Below are 23,997 nucleotides of genomic sequence, written 5' to 3'. Positions count from 1 at the left end.
ATTACTCCGGAAGATGGGATATTCGCTCACGACGGGCATGCGCCTTGCGCACAGCTTGGAGCAGACCTCCGTAGGGACCGATACAGACTGATAATAAATAGATGCATCCTGCCGCCAGAATGATGGCGGGAGAAGCCGGCACATTGGCGTAGTACGAGCACAGTAGACCGGCATAGGACGACACGGCGCCAAGTGCCGCCGCCAGCACCATCTGCCGACCGACGGTACCCACCCAGAAGCGCGCCGCCGTGGCGGGCAGCATCATGATACCGACCACCATGAGCGTGCCCAGCACCTGGAAGCCCGCCACCATCGTGAGCACCAGCAGCGCCAGGAACCCCATGTGGATGAGCGAACCGGTGCCCCCCTGGCTGCGCATGAACTGAGGATCCAGACATTCGACCACCAGCGGCCGGAAGATAAGTGCCAGACTGCCCAGCGTAATGCTGGACACAACGGTGACCAGCATCAGTGCGGCGTCGTCCAGCCCCAGTACCGTACCGAACAGCACATGGATGAGATCCATATTGGAGCCGCGCAGCGACACCAGAAGCACGCCCAGGCCCAGCGACACCAGATAGAATGAGGCAAAGCTGGCGTCTTCGCGTTGCGGCGTGAGGCGCGCCACGGCCCCTGCCAGCAGCGCCACCAACAGCCCCGTTACCACACCGCCGATGGTCATGGCGCTGAGCGACAGCCCCGCAGTAAGGAAGCCCACCGCCACACCCGGCAAAATGGCATGCGCCATGGCGTCGCCCACCAGGCTGAGCCGCCGCAGCACCAGGAACACACCCAGCGGGCCCGCCGCGAAGGCGAGCGCAAATGCACCCGCCAGCGCACGGCGCATGAAGCTGTATTCGATGAACGGCCCCGCGAGCCAATGCCAAAGGTCGGCGATCACAGGTAGTCCCCGGCGCAGAGGTGGCGCGCCAAGTGCAGGTTTTCAAGCGTAAGTACGTGGCCTGTAGGCCCCCAGGCAACCGCTTGACCAGCCATCAGCAATGCTTGCGGGAAATGGGCGCGCACGAAATCGAGATCGTGCAGCACGGCGATAACTGTACGGCCTTCGTTGTGCCAACGGTGCATCAGCGCCATGAGATCTTCGGTGGTGGCGCGATCAACCGCGGCAAAGGGCTCATCGAGCAGCAATACATCGGCCTCATGCATCATGAGCCGCGCAAACAATGCACGCTGCAACTGCCCGCCCGACAGCGTGCCAATAATGCGTCGGCCGAAATCAGCCAGCCCGACCACACGCAACGCAGACTGGACGCGATCATGCTCGGCCGCGCCGAAACCACGCCAGGCGCCCACGCGCCGCCAGGCGCCCGTGGCCACAAGATCATAGACCGTTATGGGAAAGCCGCGATCGATTTCGGCAGCCTGCGGCAGGCAGGCCAGGCGCGAACCGTCGCCATCGGCCACTCGGATATGCCCACGCAAGGGACTGACCTGGCCCGTGATACCTTTGAGCAGGGTGGACTTGCCCGCCCCATTGGGGCCGACGACGGCGGTGAGCGAGCCGCGCAAGAAAGCGCCGGTGACGTCGCGCACCGCGATACGATCACGCCAACCGATGGACACCTGGTCGAGCGAAATAACGACATCTGGGCCCGGCACCGACCGCGGCGCTGCCTGGGAACCTTGGCCAGGCACCCTGCCAGCACCCGACGCCGCCTGGGTGGACAGCGACGTATGAGCGAGGCCTGTGGCCGCCATGTCGCTTACCACCAGCCCAAGCCCCAGCCGGCCAGCAGCCACAGGAACAGCACCGCTGGCAGCACCCGAGCCAAGCGCTGCCAGCCCGATGCGAGCAGGGCTGAACCATGATAGGCACTCGAAACATTGGGGCCCGGTGAGCGGAAGCAAGACATGGAAGCCTGGGAACATTTTTAGATCATCAGAGCCTGTTATGTTATAACATTGATGAATTCTTTGCAGAACGGCGGCATCTTCCTGCAATCTGGACGATGCCGCTTGAATCCAGAGCGCAGCCATGCCGCACAAACAATCACGCCCGCCCGCCACCGTTGCCACGCAACTGCATACCGCCGAGGCGCTGTGCAGCGAACGGGGCAAACGGCTTACACCCATCCGCCGCAAGGTGCTCGAGATCCTGCTGGCCCAGCGCCGCAGCGTCAAGGCCTACGAACTGCTCGACATGATCCGTGCCGTGCAGCCTGGCGCAGCGCCGCCCACCGTCTATCGCGCACTCGACTTTCTCGTCGAAGAAGGCCTGGTGCACAGGCTCGATGCCATCAACGCCTGGACGGCCTGCCTCGATGCCGCCGGCACGCCGCACGATCTGCTTGTGGTCTGTACGCGCTGCGGCGCCGTGGCCGAGCTGAGCGATCCATCGCTCAACCGCCAGCTCGCCGAGCGCGTCGCCGCCGCCGGTTTTGCCCTTTCGGGCCACGAAACCGAGCTGCGCGGGCTGTGCGCCCAGTGCCACCGCGAGGCCCCTGAAGCAGGGCATTGCCACTAACGCCCCAGCCTCCGAAACTGGCACAAATCCATGACAAAATCGTTTCATCACAATAATTTGCCCTAAAAGGCATGCTGTGATGTAATCGCAGGTTGAAGTTTTTTGCGCGGTACCTTCCTGCATTGCCTCCGGCGCTGTACCTGGCGCAATGCATGGCACGCACCGCGCCATGCGAGGCAAGCAATGAACGCCGCAAATGTTGGCAAAATGGTGCCGGTCACCATACTCACCGGTTTTCTGGGGGCGGGCAAAACCACCCTGCTCAAGCGTATCCTGTCCGAGTATCACGGCCGCCGCATCGCCGTCATCGAAAACGAGTTCGGGCCCGAAAGCATCGACAATGATCTTCTGGTCCAGGACAGCGACGAAGAAATCATCGAACTGAGCAACGGTTGCGTGTGCTGCACCGTGCGCGGCGACCTCATGCGCACACTGAACGAGCTGCGCGTCAAACGTGAGGCGGGCCAGCTCAACTTCGAGCGCGTCATCATCGAGACCACCGGCATGGCCAACCCCGGCCCGGTCTGCCAAACCTTCTTCATGGATGACGAAATCGCCGAATACTACCGGCTCGATGCCGTCATCACCATTGTCGATGCCAAGCACGGCATGGAAACACTCGACAAGCAGGAAGAAGCCCAGAAACAGGTGGGCTTTGCTGACCGCATTCTCATTTCCAAGAAGGATCTGGTCAACGAGGCCGATTACGCCACCCTGCGCGCGCGCCTGCTGCACATCAACCCACGCGCCTCGATCGAATCCGTCAACTTCGGTGAAACCGACATCAGCAAATTGCTCGATGTCAGCGGTTTCAACCTGAACAGCATTCTTGATATCGACCCTGAGTTCCTGGCCAACGAGCACCCCGACGCCGCCCACGACCATGATCACGACCATGACCACGATCATGATCACGAAGGCGAATGCGGTCCGGCGTGCGGCCACGATCATCACCACCATCATGCGCACCACGACGACCAGATCGGCGCGTTCGTGTTCCGCTCCAACAAAGCGTTCGACCCCGAGCGGCTCGAGGAATTCCTGGGCGGCATCGTCCAGGTATACGGGCCCGACCTGCTACGCTACAAGGGTATCCTGTACCTGAAGGGGATCAACCGCCGCATGCTGTTCCAGGGCGTACACATGCTGATGGGCGCAGAACCTGGAAAACCATGGTTATCCAGTGAAAAGCCTAATACCAAGATGGTATTCATAGGCCGTAAACTCCCCCAGGAAATTTTCACCCGGGGGCTGGAACAATGCTTGGTCTGATGACGAAACGCGCACTGGCGCTACGTTAGCAGTATTCTGGTTCCCAAGTACCAACACTACAACAAGAGGACACAATCATGGCTAGCAAATCAGCCGCCGCAAAGGCTCAGGGTCAGTTGCTGACTGAAGAGGAACTGCTGGCAATGCCTGAAGCCGATTACATGAATGCGGACCAGCTTGCATTCTTTCGCAATCGCTTGAAAGAGCTCGAGCAGGAGATCCTCAATAACGCAGATGCCACGACAGAAAATCTGCGTGAGACCCAATTCGTGCCCGATCCCGCCGACCGCGCGACGATCGAGGAAGAGCACGCGCTGGAACTTCGCACCCGCGACCGTGAGCGCAAGCTGCTCAAAAAGGTGCAGCAGTCCATTTCGCGGATCGATACGGGCGAATACGGCTGGTGCGAAGAAACCGGCGAGCCCATCGGCATCCCACGCCTTCTTGCCCGCCCCACGGCCACATTGTCGCTCGAAGCGCAAGAGCGCCGTGAAATGCGCCAGAAGCTGTACGGCGACTGATCCGGCCCGAGGCACGCCGTGCAAGCCGTATACAGCGCGCGCCACACCGCGACCCGCGGGGGGTCGAGGTGGCGCTGTGCGTGGTGCGCATCGCACATGCCGGGTGTGTTACGCCATTGATGCCCACCGCGGCGGCCGTGGCGCCGCCCAAAGTCTTGACAAGGCCCTGCACGGGCCTTTTTTGTTGGCACTGCGTCCATGGCTTGGCCGCGCACCACGAAGCGCGCTGCTCGCCCGCATCAGCAGGTATGGGACGATGCCACAATCACTTCGTACTAAAGTGCGTTCTGCCTGCCCTTGAATTTTCCGGCGCCGCCCCCATCTCTGTCCTTCAACAGGAAGATTCCATGGAACAATTTCACGCCACCACTATTGTCTCCGTGCGCCGCGGCAACGAGGTCGCATTGGGCGGAGACGGCCAGGTCACCCTGGGCAATATCGTGATCAAGGGCACCGCCCGCAAGATTCGCCGCCTGTACAACGACCGCGTGCTGGCCGGCTTTGCCGGTGCAACAGCCGACGCGTTCACGCTGCAGGAACGCTTCGAGGCCAAGCTCGAGAAGCACCAAGGCAACCTGATGCGCGCTGCGGTCGAGCTCACCAAAGACTGGCGCACCGACCGCATGCTGCGCCGCCTCGAGGCCATGCTCATCGTCGCTGACAGCGCACACACCCTTGTGCTCACCGGCAACGGCGATGTGCTCGAACCCGAACACGGCCTGGCCGCGATCGGTTCGGGCGGCGCCTATGCGCAGGCGGCCGCGCTGGCCCTGCTGCACAATACCGATCTCGCGCCCGCCGAGATCGTCAAGAAGTCGCTCGAGATTGCCGGCGACCTCTGCATCTACACCAACCAGAACCATCTCATCGAAATCCTGTAAGCGCCGCCGCGCAGGCAGGCCGCGCTTTGGCTTTCAGGCACACACTCTCAGGTACATCATCCTTATGTCAGCCACCACTATGACGCCCGGGGAGATCGTCTCCGAGCTGGACAAAAACATTGTGGGCCAGGACCGCGCCAAGCGTTCCGTGGCCGTGGCGCTTCGCAACCGCTGGCGCCGTCAGCAGGTGGCAGAGCCCCTGCGCCACGAAATCGTGCCCAAGAACATCCTCATGATCGGCCCCACCGGCGTGGGCAAGACAGAAATCGCCCGCCGCCTGGCCAAACTGGCCAATGCACCGTTCATCAAGGTCGAGGCGACCAAGTTCACTGAAGTGGGCTATGTGGGCCGAGACGTAGACACCATCATCCGCGACCTCGTCGACGTGTCGGTCAAGCAGACGCGCGACGTTGAAATGCGCCGCGTACGCACACAGGCAGAAGACGCCGCGGAAGACCGCATCCTGGACGTGCTGATACCTCCGCCCCGCAACGCGCAGGGCGAACCCGACCGCGAAGAAAACAACGCGCGCCAGGTATTTCGCAAGCGGCTGCGCGAAGGCCAGCTCGACAACACCCAGATCGAGATCGAAGTCGCGCAGGCTGCGCCCCAAATGGAAATCATGGCGCCGCCCGGCATGGAAGAAATGACCGAACAGCTGCGCGGCATGTTCGCGGGCCTGGGGCGCGACAAGAAAAAAGCCAAGAAGATGTCGGTGAAGGAGGCCTTCAAGCTGCTCATCGAAGAAGAAGCCAGCCGTCGCATCAACGAAGAAGACCTGCGCACTGCGGCGGTAACCAACGCCGAGCAAAATGGTATCGTGTTCCTGGATGAAATCGACAAAATCGCCACCCGCCAGGAGCATTCCGGCGGCGACGTATCGCGCCAGGGGGTTCAGCGCGACCTGCTTCCGCTGGTCGAAGGCACCACGGTCAACACCAAGTATGGGGTGGTCAAGACAGACCACATTCTGTTCATCGCATCCGGCGCATTCCATCTTTCGCGCCCATCCGATCTGATCCCCGAGCTACAGGGCCGCTTCCCCATCCGCGTCGAGCTCGACTCCCTCAGCGCTGACGACTTCGTGCGCATCCTGTGCGAAACCGATGCCTCGCTCACCAAACAATACAGCGCCCTGATGGCCACCGAAGATGTCACGCTCGACTTCACGCAAGAAGGCATCAAGCGCCTGGCCGAGTTGGCTTTCAATGTGAACGAACGCACCGAAAACATCGGCGCGCGGCGGCTATACACGGTCATGGAAAAGCTGTTGGAAGACCTGTCGTTCGACGCCACAGCCAATAGCGGCACAACCATTACCATCGACGCCGCGTACGTCAACGACAAGCTGGGCGAAGCGGCTGCCAGCGAAGACTTGGCGCGGTACGTGCTGTAAACCGCACAAGCGGGGATCGCCCCTCCCCGTTTGTGCGCGGGCCGGTAGGCTGCATCCATCCCGCCAGATTGTTAAATTGCGGCCCGGGCCTAGATTGAATGCCATGCCCGGTATTGCCTACGCCCCGCTATTTTGAAATCGCGGTGATCACGTACTGGTTGTTCTCACGCTTGGCGGTGAAGGTTACTTTGTCGCCAGGATTAATGTGGGCGAGCAAGGCGGGGTCACAGCGATAGACCAGCGTCATGGCGGGAAGGTCCAGATCGGAGATGGCGCCATGCTTGATCGTTACTTTGCCTGCGGCGGCGTCGATACGACGTACCTCGCCGCTGGCGGTGGCCTGCTGTGCAACCGCCTGCACCGAATAGAACGAAGTGATCGCCAGTGCGGCGGCCAGCATCTGCATAGTGCGGTCATTCAACATAGACATACATTACACTCCTTAGTACCTTCAGCATAACGCCGAATGGCGCAGAAGGCCTATTACAGAATATTTGCAGAGGTTCCGCATCATGGCAACACGGCTTTCCGTCATCGCGACGCGCACGGGCGACAAGGGCACCACTGGGCTGGGCGATGGCAGCCGCATCGACAAAGACGCGCCGCGAATTGCGGCGCTGGGCGATGTGGATGAGCTGAACAGCATGATCGGGCTTTGGCGTGCGGAAACGCTGCCGCCGGATATCGACGCGCTGCTGGGCAATATCCAGCACCATTTGTTCGACATGGGCGCCGAACTCTGCATCCCTGGGCATACTGCCCTGAAGACAGACCATGTGCTATCGCTGGACAACGCGCTGGCGCATTACAACGCCGAACTCGGAAAACTGCAGGAATTCATCCTCCCCGGCGGCACACGGGCGGCGGCAATCGCACATCTGGCGCGCACCGTCTGCCGGCGGGCCGAACGCACAGTGATCACACTGGGCCGAAGCGAACCAGTGGGTGAGGTGGTTCGCCAGTACCTGAACCGCCTGTCCGACCTGTGCTTCGTACTGGCCCGCGCGCTGAACCGCGCCGCTGGTCGCTCCGACGTCCTCTGGGACCATTGAACGCCGGCCTTGGGGCGATCACCCCGTGCCTGTCGTGCAACCGGGGCCGCAGCGCCGCCAGGCATTGCCAGGCAAGCCGCGGGGCTGGATGGTGACAGCCAGCTCGTGAGCTGGCGCGGACGCTCAGCGCTCGTCGTGCGAGTGGATCTGCAGCGCTTCCAGGAAGCGCGAGACCATATTGTAGGTAGCGATGGTGGCAGTAAGCTCGACAAGCTGACGCGGGGCGAAATGTTCGCGCACGGCGTCAAATACCTCATCCGCCACCTGAATGTTGCGCGTCATGGCGTCCGTATAGGCCAGCACAGCGCGCTCGACGGGGCTGAACAGTGTTGAGGGCTCCCAATCGTCAAGGGCATCGAGCTGCGCTTGCGTCATGCCCTCTTTGAGGGCGATGGGCGCGTGCTGATCGGCCTCGTAGGGCGCGCCATTGAGCAGGGCGATGCGCATGATGACCATTTCCCGCAGGCTGCCGGACAGCGACGTATTGTGGCGAATGCCTGTGAGGTGATTGAGCCAGCCCCGTGCGACGGGCGGGCTTTGCAGCAGCATCTGGTACAGGTGCAGCACACTGCCGCGCTCGGCGACGATCTGTTCGACGAGAGGGCTGACTTCGGGATCTTTCAGATCCGCGTAGGGGATACGGGCCATCAGAGATTATTCCTTAGAGCGTAGAGTGTTGATGTGCTGAAAACAGCCAGGCAAATGCGCAGTGCAGCGCCGGGCATTGCCGCTCGCCGCGCCACGAACAGCCAGGCGCGATGCCCACCCGTGCGGCCATTGCTGCAAACGCAACACAGGCAAGGCGTATATCGGCACTGGCACGCCTGTGCCTTAGCAATGGCAGCGAGGCGGCAGCAGCGGCCGCTATGATTGTGGCACAGCCTGGGCCGGCATGACTTGCCGCACGCTTTGCACAAAACGGGCAACGATTTCGGTAATATCGGCCGGCGTGCAAATGAAGGGCGGCGCAAGCAGCGCATGATTGCCGCGCACGCCATCTATGGTGCCCCCCATGGGGTACATCATCAGGCCGTTCTTCATGCCCTGTTTCTTGAGCACAGCATGTATCTGCATGGCAGGGTCGAGCGGTGCCTTGCTAGCCTTGTCGGCCACGAACTCAACGCCCACGAACAACCCTCGGCCACGCACATCGCCCACATTGGGGTGATCGGCCAGTGCGACGCGCAATTCACTGCGTAATTGTTCGCCGCGCGCGCGGACGTTTTCAAGCAGGCGGTCGCGTTCAATCACCTGCTGCACGGCCAGGGCCGCGGCACAAGCGGTGGCATGACCCATGTAGGTGTGGCCGTGCTGGAAGAAGCCGCTGCCGTTGACGATGGTGTTGTAGATGCGGCTGCTGGCCACCATGGCGCCAATGGGCTGGTAACCCGCCCCCAGGCCCTTGGCGATGGCAATGATGTCGGGCACCACGCCGTCTTCTGCGCAGGCGAACAGGTGACCGGTGCGGCCCATGCCCGACATGACCTCGTCCAGGATCAGCAGCACGCCGTGGCGGTCGCAGACTTCGCGTATGCGCTGCAGATAGCCACCCACCGGCGCCAGGGCGCCCGCTGTGGCGCCAACCACGGTTTCGGCCACAAAGGCGGCAACGTTCTCGGCGCCTAGTTCAACGATTTTGGCGTCGAGCTCATCAGCCAGGCGCTGCGCATAGTGCTCGGCGGTTTCGCCATCACGCTGGTCACGGTAGGGATAGCAGGGCGACACATGATGCGCCGGCACCAGCAGCGGCAAAAACTGCTTGCGGCGCCATTCGTTGCCGCCGATGGCCAGCGCACCCAGAGTGTTGCCATGGTAGCTTTGCCGGCGCGCAATAAAGTGGCGGCGGCTGGGCTGGCCTACTTCGACAAAGTACTGCCGCGCCAGCTTGAGCGACGCCTCGACAGCCTCGGAACCGCCCGACACAAAATAAATGTGATTCAGGTCACCCGGTGCACGCGCAGCGAGGAAATCGGCCAAGTCTTCGCACACCTGGGTGGTAAAGAAGGAAGAATGCGCATAGGCGATCTCATCGACCTGCTTTTTGATCGCGGCGATGACATCGGGATGGCCATGCCCAAGGCAGGAGACGGCGGCGCCCCCCGACGCATCGATATACCCCTTGCCGTTCTGGTCAAACAGCTGGATACCCTCGCCGCGCACGGCAACGTCGAGGTGAGATTTGGGATTACGGTGAAATACGTGTGACATGGCTGCCCGCCTATTCAACAAATGTTCCATTCATAATATACTTCTCAACAAATAAATCAATCGGCCGGCGGCCGCCGCTGTGGTTTATGCAACACTCGGGGCTACGCGCGCAGCGCAGGCCGGGCAAGGCCGCCAACCTGGAACGTGCGCGGTGATAATAAGAACCGGCGAGCACTACACGCCATGCAGACACGGCATATAGACATGCCTTATAGAAACGCGATACCGACACGCCACCCGCACACGCTGATGACCCCCACCTCAAGAACGCGATGCATGATATGAATTCGCCCTCATCACCCGACACGGCGCCGCGCACCCTGCAGGCACTGACCGCACGGCTGCAGCGCGAGTTTTCGGCCATGACACCCCAGTTTCAGGTGAGCGCACGCTATCTGCTGGATTTCCCGGCCGAAATACCGCTTGCATCAATGCGCAAGATCGCCACGCAGGCCGGCGTGCAGCCGGCCACACTGGTACGATTGGCGCAGTCCTTGGGGTATGAGGGGTGGGACGGGCTCAAACGCGTCTACGTACAATCACTTCAGGCCATTCCTAAGCGCTATGCCGCGCAAGCGCGCAAGCTCGTCCGCCAGCCCAGCGCGCCTGACGCGCTGGCGCGGTCAGTGGCCATGCAGGCCGACAATCTGCGCCTGCTCGAACACCTGAACGACGGCCGCATGGCCGAAGCCGTGGGCTTGCTTGCGCAGGCGCGGCACGTGCATATCGCCGGCTTCCGGGCATCGTTCGCACCTGCCTTCACCTTCCAATACCTGTACCGGTTGTTCCGGCCCACGGTTTCCTTGCTGCGCGGCGATGCGGGCACACTGGAAATGGAACTGCGCGCCGTTAGCAAGGCCGACGCGGTCGCCGTGATCGGGTTTGCACCTTACTCCCGCGAATCGCTGAGGGTGGTGCAAGCGGCCCGCAAAGCCGACGCCCGCGTACTGGCGATCTGCGACAGCCTTGTAGCACCAATTGCGCTGGACGCCGATTGTGTACTGGTGTTTTCCACTGAAACTTCATCGTTCTTCCCGTCCAGCGCACCGGCGCTGGCACTGGTGGAGATCCTGATCGAACACCTGCTGGCCCGTGCGGGCCCGGCCGCTGTGCAAGGCCTGCAGCGCGCGGAAGCGGAGCTTCACGAAACCGGCGCCTATCTGGCGCCATAACGGCAGTCATGGGCTGCCGTTATGGGCTGCAATCATGTCTAGGGGATATTTCGGTTTCCCATCCGGCATAAAAAGCCGCACAATAGAAGACCGGCCTTTGCGTCACCACTGAATCACGCATTATGCTCTCTCTCCTTCATCTCTCGGGCAGCCCCTACAGCATTGGCAAGGCGCTGGGCGAATTCGGCGCCCCGATCGCACACGAATACCTGGTCACCTCACCGTCCTGGGCCAGCGTCATGCAGTGGCGCGGCAGTGATGCGGCCCGCACCATGCGCAAACTGGTGCAACAGCGTTTTCCACGCATTCACGAAGAACTGCAGGGCTTGGCCGATGGCCTGAAACTCGATGCCGACGATGTATTCCTATGGAATTGCCGCGGCGACATCTGGGCGATGTCACCCGATGGCTGTACAACGGTGCAATTGCCGTCGGCCAACGGCCCGCGCATTGCGCACAACGAAGACGGTGACCCGCGCTTTCGCAACCACTGCGGCTTGGCCATTGTGGCGCCCGACAACGGCGCAAATTTCGCCTCCTTCGTCTACCCGGCGTCCATCCCCGGCCATACCTTCGCTGTCACGCGCAGCGGGCTGGCCATGACGGTCAACAACCTTCGCGCACGGCAGGTAAGTGCCGGCGTGCCACGGATGGTACTCACACGTGCCATACTCAATCTGGCTACGCTCGAAGAAGCAGCTGCGCTGCTCAACGATGCACCACGCGCGGGCGGCTTCCATCTCAGCCTGGCCCAGCGCGGTCGTACCGCGCTGTACAGTGTCGAGTTCACGGCACGGGGCGTGTCAGTCGTCGATATCCAGCAGCCTGCGCTGCATGCCAATCACATCATTCATGCAAGCATCCGCGACCTGCCACAGGTCATCACTGATTCGTCGGCGCACAGGCAGGCGCGCGGCGAGGCCCTGCTGGCGGCCTCGGCAGACATCAACCCGCTGGCCATATTGGCAGACCAGGGCGATGCCGAGCTACCCATCTACCGCAACGCACCCAACGATCCCGATGACGAAAACACCATGGCAACGGCCGACATCCACATCGAGGCCGACCACATCCGCTGGCAGGTGTACGACCGCCCTGGGCAGGCGCCGTTGTACAGCCTGATCGATGCGGAAGAAGCCTGAGCGGCGTGCACCGTCTACATCACTGAACGCACAAAGTCCGCAACCTGCACGGTCAGCTCCGAGATATCGCGTTGCAGGTTCTCGAAGTTTTCTGATTTTTCGTAAGTGGCCTCATCCATGTACAGGGCGCGATTCACCTCAATCTGAAGGCTGTGCCGATTGTGTGCCGGCCGGCCCAGCTGAGCGATCAACGCCACGCCCTTGAAGGGATCATTTCGCGCAACTGAGTAACCGCGATTCTTCAGGAAATCCTCGATTACACCGACCAGCGTGGGGTCGCAGGTGGTGCCGTCGCGGTCGCCCAGCACGAAATCGGACAGTGTCTTGTCGGTATCGATGTCGAGCAGTTCATAAGAGTCTGAGGGCATCGAGTGCAGGTTGAGATGCCACACTACGCCAAATCGCTCGTGCGCGGTATCGAGCTGGCGGCGCAGAGCCTCGTGGTAAGGAGCGTAATAGGTGCCGATGCGGTTCTCAATCTCGGCCACCCATAGCTTGCGATCATAGATGGCCTCGTTGCGCGCCGAACTCCACAGCAGGCCGTGCCCCATGCGCGACTTTTCCGTAGGGCGCAACGGCATCGGCCAGGGTTCGGCCAGCATATTCGGGTCAATATCGTCGACCTCGCGGTTCGGATCGATATACGTGCGCGGAAAGTTGGCCGCCAGCAGTGTGCCCCCCACTGATGGCACCGCCTGCCACAACTCCTCCACAAAAGTGTCTTCCCCCGAGCGCAGCAGGGCCATAGCGAGCGCGGGCTGAAAATCCGCCGGATACTGCGTGCCGCTGTGGGGCGAATCGCACACCAGCGGAATGGTGCTTCGGGAAGGATAGCTGAGCGTATAGGGCGCGAATTCATCGTCTGCGAATTTCATGATGGAACCTCGTCGAAGTAGCCAGCGGAAGCTGCTTTGCCGCCGGCCTGGGCCAATGCATCCAATGAAACAACACGGTCATCCAAATGGCAGGCGCTGACATGACTCGACGGGCCGCCAATTTCGCGCAGCAAGGGGCGTTCCACCTTGCAGCGCGGCATGGCATGCGGGCAGCGTGGATGAAACGGACAGCCCGGCGGCGGGTGCAGCGGCGAGGGCAATTCGCCCTTGATGGGGTCGAATCGGCGCCTGTCGGTACGCAACGAAGGCAGCTCCTTGAGAAGCGCGTGGGTATACGGGTGGTGCGCGGCGTTGAAAATGGTGCTGGTATCGGCCATTTCAACGATGCGCCCCAAATACATGATAGCGACACGATCGGAGATATGGCTGACGACCCCCAGATTGTGGCTGATGAAGAAGTAAGCCAGCGTGTATTCTTCGCGCAGTGACATGAACAAGTTAAGCACCTGGGCCTGGATGGACACATCCAGCGCAGCCACCGCCTCATCGCACACAATCACCGACGGGTTCAGCGCCAAGGCGCGCGCCACGCCAATGCGCTGGCGCTGGCCGCCCGAAAACTGATGCGGGTAGCGGAAGCGATAGGCGGGGTCCAGGCCTACCTTGCGCATCAACTGCGCTACATAAGCCTCCTTCTCGCGACGCGGCACGATGCGGTGTACGACCGGCGCTTCGCCGATGATATCGATGACCCGCATGCGGGGGTTCAGCGATGAATACGGATCCTGGAAGATCATCTGCACATCCAGTTCGTAGCGCCGCCGCTCGGCGTTGGTCATCGCGGGCAGCGGTGTTCCCTTGTAGCGGATCTCACCGCCAGTGGGCGGCAAAATGCCACTGAGCATTCGGCCCAACGTGGATTTCCCGCATCCCGACTCACCCACGATGCCAATCACTTCGCCCGACATGATCGCTAAATCCACACCTGCCACCGCGCGCACCACCGGCGCTTCGCCGCCCCCGTGCAAGATGCGACCCACCCGGGCGACAAGGTCGGCTGGCTGCTCATAATCGCGACGCACATCGTGCAGGCTCAGGATGGGCGTGATCGTTGATTCGCCCGTGTCGGTGCCCACCGACACAACGCGGTTCGACACAGCATGACTCATTGCCTTACCCCTTCGTGCCAGCAGCGCACCCAATGACCATCCCGCTTCGCCCTGGCCTGCAGCCCACTATCGTGATTCGCCTCTCGCGGCAAAACAGTGGCGACATGTCCTCCCGTCCCTCGTACCACCGCAGCCGTGTCGCGCCCACTGTCGGTTAAGACATCGCTGGCGGTCAGCGTCAATTGCGGCGTTTGCTCGCACTGCGGCGTCGCCCGATAACATCGCGCGCGAAACGGACAGCCTGCCGGCAGGTTCAGCAGTGACGGCGTGGCGCCAGGGATCTGAAACAGCGGACGACCACGCGTCTCGATCGAGGGAATCGAGGCGATCAAACCATGGGTATAGGGATGGCGCGCCGCCCCAACGATCTCAGCGGTGAGGCCTGTTTCGACAATACGCCCGGCATACATTACTGCCAGCCTGTCGGCCAGCCCCGATACAATGGCAAGATCGTGCGTGATCCAGATCAGGGCCGTACCCGACTCGCGGCACAGCTTTTGCACCTCGTACAGGATCTGGCCCTGTATTGTCACATCCAGCGCAGTGGTGGGCTCGTCGGCAATGATCAGCCGCGGCTGATTCAGCAGCGCAATTGCAATGGCCACGCGCTGCCGCATGCCACCCGACAAATGGTGCGGGTACACCAATAGCCGTTCCGCCGGCGACGGGATGCCCACCATGCCCAGCACCTCGACCGCACGCGCCCGCGCCGCCTTGGTCGATACACGATGATGCGCGCGCACTGCCTCGATCATCTGCGTGTCCACGCGCAGCGTCGGGTTCAGAGTCATCATCGGATCCTGGAAAATCATCGCGATCTCTTCACCGCGCAACCGCCGGTACTGTTCGTCCGACAGTGTGAGCAGATCATGGCCGTTGAAACGCATGTGCGCCGCCTCGATGCGGCCAGGGGCATCAACCAGCCGCATGAGCGAAAAGCCCGTAATGCTCTTGCCGGAGCCCGACTCGCCCACCAGCCCCAATATCTCCCCCTGCCGTAGTTGCAGATCGACGCCATCGACAGCCTTGACCACACCATCGCGCGTATGGAACCAGGTCTTCAGGCCTCGAACGTCGAGCAGAAGGTCAGCCGCCATGCCTGGCCTCCGCCGCGTCGCCACCGCGCCCGACACGAGGCGCTGCACGCAGCGGAGCGTTGGCAATAAACGTTGTAGGGGCGTTGGTCACCATGGCCTCATACCTCGTTGCGCGGGTTCAGGATGTCGCGCAGGTGATCGCCCGCGAGGTTGATAGCGATCACCACCAGCGCCAGCGCCAAGCCAGGAAAAAAGGATATCCAGTAATCGCCCGACATCATGAACTCGAAGCCGTTCGAAATCAGCATGCCGAGCGATGGCTGCGTAACCGGCACACCGACACCTAGAAACGATAAGGTCGCTTCGAGCGCAATCGCATGGGCGAGGTCAATGGTGGCGATCACCATCAACGGCGGTACGCAATTGGGAAACACATGGCGCCACAGAATGCGGTGCCATGGCAGCGACATGCAGCGGGCGGCCTCAACATATTCGCGGTTGCGCTCCACAATGGCGGCCCCGCGCGCTGCGCGGGCAAAATACGCCCACTGCACGGCGATCAGCGCGTAAATCACCTTGTCCACCCCCTTGCCGAGTATGGATAGCAGCACCAGCGCCACCAGTATGGACGGAAAGGAAAGCTGGATATCGACGATGCGCATAATGACCGCATCGATGCGCCCGCCGAAATAGGCCGACACCAGGCCCGCAATGGCACCAATGACGAAGGCAGCGGACACTGACAGCAGGCCCACCATCATGCTGATACGCAAGCCATACAGTATGGCCGACAACACATCGCGCGCCTGACCGTCGGTGCCCAGCCAGTAAGTCAGGCTCCCATCCATATTTGTGCTGCCCGGCGGTTGCTTGGCATCGAAGATATCCAGGGTAGCGATATCGTAGGGGTTCTGGGGCGCGATCCAGGGCGCAAACAACGCCAGCACCATGAACACCACCAACAGCACCAGCCCGAACATGGCCAACTTGCTGGCTGCGAACTGCGCCATGAACACGCGCCACTGGCTTTCGTGGGGCGGCACGTGGGTGTCTTCGCTCAACGCTGCCATCACCCGCCTCCCAGCCGCACGCGCGGATCCAGAATGGTGTATGCGATATCGACGGCAAGATTGAGAAACGCCAGGAACACAACCGTCAACATCAAATAAGCGACCACCACCGGCCGGTCGAGCGTGATGATCGAATCGATCAGCAGCTTGCCCATACCGGGCCAGGAAAAAATCGTTTCCGTCACCACTGCAAACGCGAAGACCTGGCCGTACTCCAGCCCGCCTATCGTCACAATGGGAATCATGATGTTCTTGAGCAGATGCACACCCAGTACACGCCGCTCACGCAGACCTTTGGCGCGGGCGAACTTGATGTAATCCTGCGGCAGACATTCGCGCGCCGCCGCACGCGTGACGCGGATGATGAGCGCGCACTTGGCCACCGCGATGGTGCTCGCGGGCAGGATCAAATTCTGGAGGCCCTCCCAACTGAAAACGCTCAGTTCAATCGGGCCAAACTGCTCTACCGGCCCGCGCCCGCCCGCCGGCAGCCAGCCCAGCATGACGGCAAACAGCATGATGAGCATCAGCCCGACCCAGAAGTTGGGCAGCGAGAACCCCAGCACCGACCCGGTCATGATGCCGCGCGCGGCCACGCTGCGAGGCCTCAGGCCGGCGTAGATGCCCAGGGGCACGCCGATCAGCAGCGACAGCAGCATGGCAAGCGTGGCCAGCTCAAGCGTGGCGGGCATGCGCTCCAGGATCAGCCGCATAGCGGACTCGCCATTCAGGAAGCTGTTGCCGAAATCGAGGCGCACCGCCTTGCCCAGGAAAATGCCGTACTGTTGCCACAGCGGCAGGTTCAACCCCAACGATTGCCGGATCGCCTCGCGCTCGGCGTCTGTCGCCTCGGGGCTGGCGAGCATCAGCACCGGGTCGCCGATCACATACAAGCCGGCAAACACCAGCGCCGACATCACCAGCACGACAAGTATCGTCTGCAGCAGGCGCCGGACAATCGTGGAGAGCACAGGCCGCGCGCTCCGCTACTTCACCAACGTCATATCCTGGGCCAGCGTCATCTGGTCTACCCGGCCTTCATAACGGATATCCTTTTTCATGGCCCAGACGGACAGCTCGAACTGCAGCGGCAGGATGCCATAGTCGTCCATCACCATATTGCCCGCCTTCTGCAGCAGTGCTGAACGCTTGTTGTCATCCAGTGTTCGAGATGCCTCCAGCGTAAGCTTGTCCATTTCGGGATTGGAATACTTGCTCCAGTTGGTGGTGCCCAGCCCCTCGGCAGGTGTTTTGGTGACCACAAGCGATGTCAGCGGGTTGAGCATTTCACCCGACGAGGCCGACCAGCCCGCCAGGTATGTGCTAAACGCAAAAGCATTGCGCTGCTTGAAGAACACCGGCGGCGCCATAGTTTCGACATTAGTCTTCACGCCGATACGGGCCCACATCGCCGCCACCGCTTGGGCGATGCGCTTGTCGTTGGTATAGCGGCCATCCGGCGAACCGAGCGACAGCGTGAATCCGTTGGGATACCCTGCATCGGCAAGCAGCTTCTTGGCCTTGGCCGTATCCGCCGCGGGCGCGTTTTCGTGCTCCTTGGACGTGCCGAAAGCGGGGTAAGGAAGCAAATTGCCCGCCGGCTGGCCTACCCCGTTCATGATGCGCTCGACAATCGCCTTGCGGTCGATGGCCAACGACAACGCCTCGCGCACACGCTTGTCAGTCATGGGGTTTTTACCATTAGTGCCCTCCATGCCCGGTGGCGGCTCATTGCCCTGGTTAAGCGCGATATAAATCACACGCACCGATGGCGTTTCCTGCACGTATAGATTCTTGTCCTGTTTCAGCCGCGAGAGGTCATCGGTGGGTGGATCTTCGATGACGTCTACATCGCCCGCCAGCAATGCAGCCACACGGGCCGCGGAATTGGTGATAGGCCGATAGGTGACTTTGTCCCAGGCGGGCTTGTCGCCCCAATAATAGGGGTTGCGGTCCAGCACAATCTCGGCGCCTCGCTTCCATGAAACGAATTTATAAGGCCCCGTGCCCACCAGGCCATCGCCGCGATTAAGCTCGACCGTCGTCTTGCCTTCCGGCGCAGGGCCGGATGCGGCTTTCTTCGACATGATAGGCACCAGCGACAGATTGGCAAGCAACACCGGCGAAGGCCCTTTGGTGGTGATCTTCACGGTGTGCGGATCGGGCGCTTCGACCTTTTCCACCGTACTGAGATAGAGCGCATACGATGAAGGGCTATTGGGTACCTTGGGCACACGATCATACGTGAACAATACGTCTTCAGCGGTAAGCGGCGTGCCGTCCGAGAACTTGACATCCTTTCGTAGCTTGAATGTCCAGACGTTGCCGTCCACCGTCCATGATTCAGCAAGGCAGGCCACCGGCTTGGCGTTCTTGTCGGTACGCACCAGCGGGTCGAACATGGTTTCGGACAACTGCGTATTGGGCGTCAGCGAATGAAACTGCGGATCCATGGAGCTGGGCTCCGAGCGCAGGGCGATGGTGAGGTCGCGCGCCTGCGCGATACCGCTGCAGACAAGGCCGGCGGCCGCCAGGGCCGTTGCCATCAGGGTGCCGCGTATGAGCTTGATCGTCATGCTGCCTTCCTTTGCTTGTGAGTGTGCGTTGGAGGAATGCGCTGCCGTACTTCGTTGTGCCTGATGGGCACATAAAGACTGATCCTGAGGCGGAAGGGAATAACCGATGAGGCCCGCCCGGACAAAAAAAAGCTCCATGCCTGGGGCATGGAGCGAGTGTAGCCAGAGCTGTTGCATTACATGATCGGTGTTTTCCCGATGATTTTCGTGTCCCTTCCTGGCTACTGGCACACCGCCGATACTACGCTTTTCGGCTTACTTCACGGTGCTGATCATGTACCGAACCGCAGCACGCAGCGTATCGTCGTCGGCCGAAGAAGCGCCCCGCGCAGGCATTGCGCCCTTGCCTTTGAAGGCGACGTTCATGACCGCATCTTCACCTGCCGCGAGCCGTGGTGCCCAGGCGTTCTTGTCGCCCAGCTTGGGCGCATTAGCGGCGCCAGTGCTGTGGCAGGCCACACATGCCGACTTGTACAGCTTTTCACCGGCAGCGTGTGTCGAGCCACCCGCGGCTGCTGCGACCTTCTTGGCGACGGGCGCAGCGGCGATCTTGGCCGGGGCGGCAGGCGCCGCGGCAGCGGGCTTGGCGGCCGGCTTTTCACCCGGGATGGCGGCGGGGGCTTTGATCTGCTTCATCAGATCATTGTTCCATTCGCCCTCCACCACGACGTGGCCTGCGGCGCCTTTCTCGAAGGCTTCGATCAGGTTGTGGTTAACGTAGGCGTACACACCGGGCTGTTTGAAGGTGTAGGCCATCACACCCGCGGTACCACCGGGAATGAACCAGGTTTCCAGGTTGCGCTCGGGTTTGTTGATGAACTTGCCGGTTGCCCAAACGTAGTCGCCGTGGCCGCCGATCAAGTGAGGCCGGGTATCGCGGTTGGCCACCGAGTGTACGAACAGCACCGTTTCACCAACCTTGGCTTTCAGGGCACCCTCGCCTGTCAGCGCGCCCACTTTGCCATTGAACACAATGTGCGACGGGATCAGGCCCCGCATGACTTCCATGGTGTCGTTGAAGCTGTCGGCCGCCGTGGCGTAGTCTTTATAGTTACCTTCTTCATCTTTGGGGACGTAGAGGTCGAACTCACCGATCGTATAGATGCGGTCGTACTTGATTTGCTTGCCATTGCCGTCGCTCAGGCCTTCGCGGGGCAGTACCATCAGCGTGCCACTCATGCCCGAGACAACGTGCCAAGGCACCATGCCTTCAGGCGCGCAGTGGTACACGAAAGCGCCAGTGCGGTCAGCCTTGAAGCGCAGCACAACCTGCTCGCCAGGGTTCACTTCGGTGAGCTTAGCGCCGCCCAGCGCGCCAGTGGCCGCGTGGAAATCAATGTTGTGCGGCATCTTGTTGCTCGACGGATTGATCAGGGTCAGCTCAACATAGTCGCCCTCATGCACCACCATAGTGGGGCCGGGCATGGAGCCATTGAAGGTCATGGCCTGCAGCGTCGTGCCTTTATCGTCGATCACTACTTTCTTTTCTTCGATCGTCATCGTGAACTGCACGACCTTCGGGCCCGACGTCGCTTTCTGCTCATGTTTGTGCACCATCGGGGGCGCCACGAGATCGACTTTGACGTGTTCCAGTTTGTCGGCCGTATCTGCACGGACGGCGCCCCCTGCCATAAAAGTGACAGCCAGCGCTGCAAACAGGGTTGTACGGAACGCTTTCATTCTAATCTCCCTTCTCTCAAGGAATTCGTCATGGATTTGACGGTTCCATTGTGAGAGAGGGGGCGACATCCTTCTTTGCGTAAGCGCAAATTCCCGACACGAAAATTCGGGTTTTCCCTGAAATTTGCAACATTCCAAGATCGTGAGCTATAAGGTTGGTGCGCATAAGGTTGGCACATGAACCTTTAGCCCACCTCAAACCCAAAGACATCCGGCTGTTGCGTGCCGGGGCCAGATGCTAGAATCTGCTTGATTCCACAGGTAATTTTTTAGACCATGCCCATCGAGCTCAGCCGTTCTCTTATCCGGAACCTGGATCTCTTCCGGGCGTTGCCCAATGAAAGCCTGGATGCCATGCTCCAGAACGCCCAGACACACCGTATCGCCGAGGGCGAAACCGTGTTCAAACAGGGCGATCCTGCCGCGCGTTTTTTTGTATTGCTGACAGGCCACCTGAAAGTCGTGCAGATCACGCCCGACGGCGAGCAAGTGGTGGTGCGCTATGTCAACCCGGGCGATGTGTTCGGTATTGCGCACGCCATGCGCCGCGCCCACTACCCCGCCACCACCATCGGCGTCCAGGAAAGCCTCCTGCTGTCCTGGCCCGATTCCGACTGGGATCGCCTGCTTGCGGGCAACCCGCAATTTGCGTCGTTTGCCTTTCAAACAGTGGGGCAGCGGCTGCAGGATGCCCACTCTCGTATCCGCGCGCTGTCCACAGAAGAAGTCGAACAGCGGGTCGCCAGGGCCATTTTGCGCCTGGTGGATGAGTCGGGCGAACAAACAGACGAAGGCATCGAGATCGAGTTTCCGATTACGCGACAGGATATCGCCGAACTGACGGGCACAACGCTGCATACCGTCAGTCGCCTGCTGAGCGCCTGGAAAGACCGCGGTATCGTAAGCTCGGGGCGCAAGCGCATTGTGGTACTCAATATGGACGAACTCATCCGTACTGCCGAAGGCGGCCACCCGGCTCGCGCGGCCTCGCCCGAGGCGCCGCCGCAAGGCTGAGCGCACAGGGCCACGCCCCCGTATCAACCAAGGCCCAAGCGCTCGCGCAGGCTGGGGCCGGTACTCTGCACGGGCGCCGACTCATCGAGCACCAGCCTGAAGCCCAGGTTGCTGGGCGGCACACCCACCGAGCAAGCCCCCGATTTAGGGTCGCGAATGAAGTCGGTGATATAGCTGCGGTGCGGGCCGGCCGTCACGCGGATACCGCAATTGTCGCCGGTCGCGTCAAGCAGCCCATCGCCGCCGATTTTACGGCGGGTGTGGCAGGTATCGGTCCAATCCCACACATTGCCGGCCATATCCAATAGGCCTCGGTCGTTTTCGCCAAAGCTGCCGAAAGGCCGAACGGCCGGATCCACAGACGTCTTGCGCTGGGTTTCCAGCGTGTATTCGGCCAACCAGCGCTGTGCGGGGTCGGCTGGGTTAAAGTTACCCAGCAGCACGTCTTCCTTGTAGGCGGAGCCGGCCGCGTAGACCCACTCTTCATATACCGGAAGCCGGAAGTGGTGGCCTGTCTTTTGCGACAACCACTGCGCATACGCCGTGGCATCGCGCCAACTGATGCCTATGGCGGGTAGGTCGGGCGCGGTGTTTTCGCGGAAGGCGCGGTCGAGCGGCTTGCAGGCGCCGGCACGCACGCAGGCCGCATATTCAGCCTGGCTGACCTGGCGGCGGGCGATTTTCACGTCGCGCTCGAAGGTGGCCACGTACTGCGGCGGGTTCACAGGATAACCGTCCTCGAGATACTCGCCAGGTGGGTAATAGAAAACCTCGGCGGGCGGCAGTACAACGAACTCAAGGCCATCCACGATAATGGGCGTGGCAGCCACGGCTTGCGGCGCGGCAGGCTGGACGCTCGCCATCGGCACAGCGCCGCCAGCAGAGGCGTCCGCACGAATCGTGGTTGCCGGCACGGCTTTGGGCCGCGGCATGGATGCCCTGCCTTCCGTCCCCACATCCGCACCGCCGTCACACCCGGCCAACAACGCGGCCAGTGCCAGCGCGGCGTAACAAACAACCCGAGCCGGGCGGGCGGCGCCGGCCGATGTAATACGGGTTGAGCGAGGGATGCCAGAGGCAATGTTGGCGCTGTACATGGTTTGCAATACCTGAACCTTAATGGCCGGCCCCCTTGTGTTGGCCGGAATGGCGGGCTGCCGCCCCAAGACCCTTTTGGGGCCGCTTGCAACTATTGAACGCCACTTTGGCGCCTGGGTCTTTGCGGCAAAACAAACAGGGCGATCTGTCTCGGCTAGACGACGATATCGCCGCGCCGATTGGGCATCCGCCGCGCCGTGGCGTTACACTAGGGCCTCGGTCGCCCGGTATGGGCGGCGGCGGTGCGTGCTGCCGGCCCGAAACCGCCTCCCGCGCCCCGATCGGGCCCCGGCCAGGCAGTGTCTCTTCTTATTACCGGGGCGCACGGCGTGAAGCATGCCGGCGCCCGCCGTGCGGGGCCGACGCCTTGCCAGGAACTCTTTTTATGACTACACCCGTCGATCAGCCTGTTTCCCAACCCACGGTGCGTCCGCGCAACACCGATTACGATCCTACCCAGAAACAAAAGTCGGCCGACAAAACCTCGCGTATTCCCGTCAAGGTCGTTCAGGCCGAGCGCCTGAAAAAGCCCGAATGGATTCGCGTCAAAGCGGCTGCCCCCGGCTCCCGCTTCTACGACATCAAAAAGATCCTGCGCGAGCACAATCTGCATACGGTGTGCGAAGAAGCCTCCTGCCCCAATATCGGCGAGTGTTTCGGCCATGGCACGGCTACGTTCATGATCATGGGCGACAAATGCACGCGCCGTTGCCCCTTCTGTGACGTCGGCCATGGTCGCCCCGATCCACTGGACGTCAACGAGCCCGCCAATCTGGCGCGCAGCATCGCCGCCATGAAGCTGTCATATGTGGTGATCACGTCGGTCGACCGCGACGACCTGCGCGATGGCGGCGCGGGACACTTTGTCGACTGTATCCGCCAGGTCCGCGAGCATTCGCCTTCCACCCGCATCGAGGTGCTGGTGCCAGACTTCCGTGGCCGCCTCGACCGCGCACTGGGCATCCTGGACGCCGCGCCGCCCGATGTCATGAACCACAACCTCGAAACCGTGCCCCGCCTGTACAAGCAGGCTCGCCCAGGCGCCGATTACCAGCACTCGCTCAAGCTGTTGTCTGAGTTCAAGAAACTGCAGCCCGAGGTGCCCACCAAATCCGGCCTGATGATCGGCTTGGGCGAAACCGACGAAGAGATCCTCGAGGTCATGCGCGACCTGCGCGCCCACAATGTCGACATGCTGACCATTGGTCAGTATTTGCAGCCATCCGAGCACCATCTGCCGGTCCTGCGGTATGCACACCCCGACGTGTTCAAGATGCTCGAACGCGAAGCCTATGCCATGGGCTTCACCCATGCGGCGGTTGGCGCCATGGTGCGCTCGTCCTACCACGCCGACCGTCAGGCGCAGCAGGCCGGCGTGGCCTGACGCC

General features: G+C 61.6%; 23 protein-coding genes. 10 read left to right on the top strand and 13 right to left on the bottom strand.

The window, feature by feature from the left end; all coding sequences use genetic code 11:
- Window position 1 precedes the first annotated feature (1 nt).
- Both LOL23_RS08290 and LOL23_RS08285 read right to left on the bottom strand, forming a co-directional pair.
- Complete coding sequence (locus LOL23_RS08290) at window positions 2–847, bottom strand: metal ABC transporter permease (protein ID WP_160980647.1); 846 nt, start codon at window positions 845–847, stop codon at window positions 2–4.
- A 50-nt stretch (window positions 848–897) separates the two neighbouring features.
- Window positions 898–1,620: a metal ABC transporter ATP-binding protein gene (locus LOL23_RS08285; protein ID WP_439652080.1), complete on the bottom strand. Its 723-nt coding sequence runs from the start codon at window positions 1,618–1,620 to the stop codon at window positions 898–900.
- A 376-nt stretch (window positions 1,621–1,996) separates the two neighbouring features.
- On the opposite strand from LOL23_RS08285, the gene LOL23_RS08280 reads away from it, so the two are divergent.
- From LOL23_RS08280 to hslU, 5 genes are all read left to right on the top strand, one after another.
- Entirely contained in the window at window positions 1,997–2,485 is a 489-nt protein-coding gene (locus tag LOL23_RS08280) for a Fur family transcriptional regulator (protein ID WP_160980322.1), read from the top strand.
- A gap of 183 nt (window positions 2,486–2,668) precedes the next feature.
- Window positions 2,669–3,757, top strand: a complete 1,089-nt coding sequence (locus LOL23_RS08275; protein WP_237173459.1) for a CobW family GTP-binding protein — start codon at window positions 2,669–2,671, stop codon at window positions 3,755–3,757.
- A gap of 77 nt (window positions 3,758–3,834) precedes the next feature.
- Window positions 3,835–4,278, top strand: a complete 444-nt coding sequence (dksA, locus tag LOL23_RS08270; protein ID WP_160980318.1) for an RNA polymerase-binding protein DksA — start codon at window positions 3,835–3,837, stop codon at window positions 4,276–4,278.
- 347 nt (window positions 4,279–4,625) lie between these two features.
- On the top strand, window positions 4,626–5,159 hold the full coding sequence (gene hslV / locus LOL23_RS08265) for an ATP-dependent protease subunit HslV (protein ID WP_160980316.1): 534 nt from the start codon (window positions 4,626–4,628) through the stop codon (window positions 5,157–5,159).
- Window positions 5,160–5,223: 64 nt separating this feature from the next.
- Window positions 5,224–6,555 carry an ATP-dependent protease ATPase subunit HslU gene (gene hslU / locus LOL23_RS08260; RefSeq protein WP_237173458.1) on the top strand — a complete coding sequence of 444 codons (1,332 nt, stop codon included), beginning with the start codon at window positions 5,224–5,226 and terminating at the stop codon, window positions 6,553–6,555.
- Window positions 6,556–6,682: 127 nt separating this feature from the next.
- Here hslU and LOL23_RS08255 read toward each other — a convergent pair whose 3' ends face one another.
- Complete coding sequence (locus LOL23_RS08255; protein ID WP_237173457.1) at window positions 6,683–6,985, bottom strand: copper-binding protein; 303 nt, start codon at window positions 6,983–6,985, stop codon at window positions 6,683–6,685.
- Window positions 6,986–7,067: 82 nt separating this feature from the next.
- Here LOL23_RS08255 and LOL23_RS08250 point away from each other — a divergent pair, with 82 nt between their 5' ends.
- Window positions 7,068–7,607: a cob(I)yrinic acid a,c-diamide adenosyltransferase gene (locus LOL23_RS08250; protein ID WP_237173456.1), complete on the top strand. Its 540-nt coding sequence runs from the start codon at window positions 7,068–7,070 to the stop codon at window positions 7,605–7,607.
- A gap of 123 nt (window positions 7,608–7,730) precedes the next feature.
- Here LOL23_RS08250 and LOL23_RS08245 read toward each other — a convergent pair whose 3' ends face one another.
- Window positions 7,731–8,255, bottom strand: a complete 525-nt coding sequence (locus LOL23_RS08245) for a carboxymuconolactone decarboxylase family protein (protein ID WP_237173455.1) — start codon at window positions 8,253–8,255, stop codon at window positions 7,731–7,733.
- A 216-nt stretch (window positions 8,256–8,471) separates the two neighbouring features.
- Window positions 8,472–9,815: an aspartate aminotransferase family protein gene (locus LOL23_RS08240; protein WP_160980306.1), complete on the bottom strand. Its 1,344-nt coding sequence runs from the start codon at window positions 9,813–9,815 to the stop codon at window positions 8,472–8,474.
- Window positions 9,816–10,096: 281 nt separating this feature from the next.
- On the opposite strand from LOL23_RS08240, the gene LOL23_RS08235 reads away from it, so the two are divergent.
- Both LOL23_RS08235 and LOL23_RS08230 read left to right on the top strand, forming a co-directional pair.
- Window positions 10,097–10,987 carry a MurR/RpiR family transcriptional regulator gene (locus tag LOL23_RS08235; RefSeq protein ID WP_160980304.1) on the top strand — a complete coding sequence of 297 codons (891 nt, stop codon included), beginning with the start codon at window positions 10,097–10,099 and terminating at the stop codon, window positions 10,985–10,987.
- Between the two features lie 122 nt (window positions 10,988–11,109).
- Window positions 11,110–12,129, top strand: a complete 1,020-nt coding sequence (locus tag LOL23_RS08230) for a C45 family autoproteolytic acyltransferase/hydrolase (RefSeq protein ID WP_237173454.1) — start codon at window positions 11,110–11,112, stop codon at window positions 12,127–12,129.
- A 14-nt stretch (window positions 12,130–12,143) separates the two neighbouring features.
- On the opposite strand, the gene LOL23_RS08225 is transcribed toward LOL23_RS08230, so the two are convergent.
- The 7 genes from LOL23_RS08225 to nirK form a co-directional block, all read right to left on the bottom strand.
- Entirely contained in the window at window positions 12,144–13,004 is an 861-nt protein-coding gene (locus LOL23_RS08225; RefSeq protein ID WP_237173453.1) for an N-formylglutamate amidohydrolase, read from the bottom strand.
- The gene (locus LOL23_RS08220) at window positions 13,001–14,134 is read right to left on the bottom strand and encodes an ABC transporter ATP-binding protein (protein ID WP_160980298.1); all 1,134 of its coding nucleotides are present in this window, start codon (window positions 14,132–14,134) and stop codon (window positions 13,001–13,003) included. The genes LOL23_RS08225 and LOL23_RS08220 overlap by 4 nt, the downstream gene beginning before the upstream one ends.
- Window positions 14,131–15,231: an ABC transporter ATP-binding protein gene (locus LOL23_RS08215; RefSeq protein ID WP_160980296.1), complete on the bottom strand. Its 1,101-nt coding sequence runs from the start codon at window positions 15,229–15,231 to the stop codon at window positions 14,131–14,133. Before LOL23_RS08215 ends, LOL23_RS08220 begins: the two co-directional genes overlap by 4 nt.
- A 98-nt stretch (window positions 15,232–15,329) precedes the next feature.
- On the bottom strand, window positions 15,330–16,241 hold the full coding sequence (locus LOL23_RS08210; protein WP_160980294.1) for an ABC transporter permease: 912 nt from the start codon (window positions 16,239–16,241) through the stop codon (window positions 15,330–15,332).
- Complete coding sequence (locus tag LOL23_RS08205; RefSeq protein ID WP_160980292.1) at window positions 16,241–17,212, bottom strand: ABC transporter permease; 972 nt, start codon at window positions 17,210–17,212, stop codon at window positions 16,241–16,243. The genes LOL23_RS08210 and LOL23_RS08205 overlap by 1 nt, the downstream gene beginning before the upstream one ends.
- Before the next feature lie 15 nt (window positions 17,213–17,227).
- Entirely contained in the window at window positions 17,228–18,787 is a 1,560-nt protein-coding gene (locus LOL23_RS08200; protein WP_237173495.1) for an ABC transporter substrate-binding protein, read from the bottom strand.
- Window positions 18,788–19,072: 285 nt separating this feature from the next.
- Complete coding sequence (gene nirK / locus LOL23_RS08195; protein WP_160980290.1) at window positions 19,073–20,497, bottom strand: copper-containing nitrite reductase; 1,425 nt, start codon at window positions 20,495–20,497, stop codon at window positions 19,073–19,075.
- Between the two features lie 276 nt (window positions 20,498–20,773).
- Between nirK and LOL23_RS08190 the strand changes: the two genes are divergently transcribed.
- Window positions 20,774–21,511 carry a Crp/Fnr family transcriptional regulator gene (locus LOL23_RS08190; RefSeq protein WP_160980288.1) on the top strand — a complete coding sequence of 246 codons (738 nt, stop codon included), beginning with the start codon at window positions 20,774–20,776 and terminating at the stop codon, window positions 21,509–21,511.
- Window positions 21,512–21,534: 23 nt separating this feature from the next.
- Here the strand turns inward: LOL23_RS08190 and LOL23_RS08185 are convergent, their stop codons facing one another.
- Window positions 21,535–22,608, bottom strand: coding sequence for a formylglycine-generating enzyme family protein (locus LOL23_RS08185; RefSeq protein WP_237173452.1), 1,074 nt, complete (start codon window positions 22,606–22,608; stop codon window positions 21,535–21,537).
- A 386-nt stretch (window positions 22,609–22,994) separates the two neighbouring features.
- Between LOL23_RS08185 and lipA the strand changes: the two genes are divergently transcribed.
- The gene (gene lipA, locus LOL23_RS08180) at window positions 22,995–23,993 is read left to right on the top strand and encodes a lipoyl synthase (protein WP_160980286.1); all 999 of its coding nucleotides are present in this window, start codon (window positions 22,995–22,997) and stop codon (window positions 23,991–23,993) included.
- Window positions 23,994–23,997 lie beyond the last annotated feature (4 nt).

It is taken from the genome of Paracandidimonas lactea (assembly GCF_021653995.1).
In the GTDB taxonomy this organism is placed as follows: Bacteria; Pseudomonadota; Gammaproteobacteria; order Burkholderiales; family Burkholderiaceae_B; genus Allopusillimonas; species Allopusillimonas lactea.
Note: the sequence above shows the minus strand (reverse complement) of the source record. Positions and strands in the feature narration are given on the sequence as shown.